The following is a 1,972-nucleotide window of genomic DNA, read 5'->3' as shown; positions in this document are numbered from 1 at the left end:
GGATGTTAATATATGAATATCTTTATTTTAATAAAATAGAGTATAAAGAAAGACAAAGAATAAGTGCAATTTGTAAATTTAATAGTAAAGATATACTAATGAATATACACAATGAAAAAAGTTGATAGAATAAAAAACTACAAAACTAAAGGATAATTTATGTCAGAAAATTACGATAAAGATTGCATTTTTTGTAAAATAGTTAAAGGAGAAATTCCTTCCAAATTTATAAAAGAAAACGAATACTGCGTGGTTTTTGCCGATTTGCATCCGAAAGCGAAAGTTCATTTATTAGTCGTTCCGAAAAAACATTTTAAAGATATTATTGAAACGGATGAATTTTATACGAATAAAATTTTTGAAACTATAAAAGAAGTCGCTAAAGAGCAAAATTTATCGTCTTTCAGAATAGTAAATAATTGCGGTAAAGGTGCAGGACAATCGGTATTCCATGTCCATTTTCATGTTCTTTCGTGTGATAATTTAAAAGAATAATTATTTGGAGCGATTATGATAGACAGCCATTGCCATCTTACATTAATATCAAAACATAGCAAAGAATTAAAAGAAGTTCTACAAAGAGCGAATAAATCGGGAATATTATATTTCCTCGATATTGGAGTTCATCCAAACGATATGGACGAAAGAATGTTTATATTATCCGAAGCGGAAGGAGTTTTTTTAAGCATAGGATATTATCCCGATTACTCTGGAGAAAATGACGAACATACGATAAAAGCGTTTGAATTAAAAATAAAAACTTTGAATAAAAATAAATTAAAGAAAAAATCCGTTTACGCGGTTGGAGAGATTGGACTCGATTATTATCACAATTCGGAAAATAAAAAAGAACAGAAAGAATTTTTCAGTAATTTATGCGAAGTTGCCAAAAGTGTAGATTTGCCGATTTTGATTCATAGCCGAGACGCATTTAAAGACACATTTCAGGTTTTAAAAGAAGCGGATATTCCAAAAAGAGGATTATTTCACTGCTTCAGCGGAAATGTTGAAGAAGCTAAAATTGCTTTGGATTTGGGTTATACTCTTTCTTTTTCGGGCGCGGTGACTTATCTTAAAAATGATTTTATCCGAGAAGCCGCAAAATATGTTCCAAAAGATATGTTTACGATAGAAACGGATTCGCCATTTTTAACTCCGCAAAAAGTTAGAGGGCGAGCCAACGAACCTTCGTTTATTCCTTATATCGTTGAAGTTTTGTCGGAAGTGAGAAAAGAAAATAAAGAAGATATTATGAGAACGGCTTTGGAAAACGCGGTTAGAGTTTTAGAATTGCCGATAAATTTATTATAATTTTATTTTTTATTAATTAATCTATTTCGGTTTCAATTACTACATTATAATCGTTCGAACTATAACTTTCTTCTATTATATAAGATTTATTCGTAAGTTCCGCAGATTTGTTTGCGTCAATTCCGCTTTCAATCAATATTTTATATAAAGATTCGTTCGCCCTTTTTAAAGCGTTTTGAGTGAGAGTTTGTCTCGTATAAGCGTTTAATCTTGCCGCTTCAGAAATTTCGATGGAAGCGTTTGCCCTAATCGTTCCGCCAATTTGTCCTTCTATTTTCATTTTCTCCAAACTTTGTGTAACTTTTTCGTATAATTTTGCATCGTTAATTTTTATTTCGGTAAAAAAATTACCGTCTTTTTTGTATTCTTTTATAACTGCGTCTCTTTCAAAATCGATTAAATTATCGTCCTTCAATGCGAAAGCGACTATATTATAATCGTTTCTATTTATTAAATTTGCCGTTTCATTTGCAATATAAAAATATATTTGATTTATCACTTTTTCTTTACTCGCTTCAAAACTTAAATCGCTGTAAGATTTTGAATATAAAATTCCTTTTTTCAAATTATTATTTTTGCAGGAAAAAATATTTATCAAAACGATAAAAATTATTAGAATAAAATATAACTTGTTTTTTTTCATAATTTATTTATAATATAT

The 1,972-nt window shown here is 29.1% G+C and carries 3 protein-coding genes; 2 read left to right on the top strand and 1 reads right to left on the bottom strand.

Annotation, left to right across the window (positions count from 1 at the left end; all coding sequences use genetic code 11):
• The first annotated feature begins 159 nt into the window (after positions 1-159).
• Positions 160-495, top strand: coding sequence for an HIT domain-containing protein (locus ACR0QS_RS13070; protein ID WP_432633891.1), 336 nt, complete (start codon positions 160-162; stop codon positions 493-495).
• A gap of 15 nt (positions 496-510) precedes the next feature.
• Positions 511-1,311 (top strand): TatD family hydrolase, encoded by an 801-nt coding sequence (locus tag ACR0QS_RS13065; RefSeq protein ID WP_432633890.1) that lies wholly within the window; start codon positions 511-513, stop codon positions 1,309-1,311.
• A 16-nt stretch (positions 1,312-1,327) separates the two neighbouring features.
• On the opposite strand, the gene ACR0QS_RS13060 is transcribed toward ACR0QS_RS13065, so the two are convergent.
• Positions 1,328-1,954 carry a hypothetical protein gene (locus ACR0QS_RS13060; protein WP_432633889.1) on the bottom strand — a complete coding sequence of 209 codons (627 nt, stop codon included), beginning with the start codon at positions 1,952-1,954 and terminating at the stop codon, positions 1,328-1,330.
• Positions 1,955-1,972 lie beyond the last annotated feature (18 nt).

Origin of the sequence: Brachyspira sp., assembly GCF_050873525.1 — a bacterium.
Classification (GTDB): Bacteria; Spirochaetota; Brachyspiria; order Brachyspirales; family Brachyspiraceae; genus Brachyspira.
The sequence above is the reverse complement of the archived record's forward strand: the minus strand, read 5'-3'. Positions and strand labels throughout refer to the sequence as shown.

Coding starts and splice junctions, on each gene's coding strand:
- ACR0QS_RS13060 (WP_432633889.1), bottom strand. CDS start 1,954: ATGAAAAAAAACAAGTTATATTTTATTCTAATAATTTTTATCGTTTTG.
- ACR0QS_RS13065 (WP_432633890.1), top strand. CDS start 511: ATGATAGACAGCCATTGCCATCTTACATTAATATCAAAACATAGCAAA.
- ACR0QS_RS13070 (WP_432633891.1), top strand. CDS start 160: ATGTCAGAAAATTACGATAAAGATTGCATTTTTTGTAAAATAGTTAAA.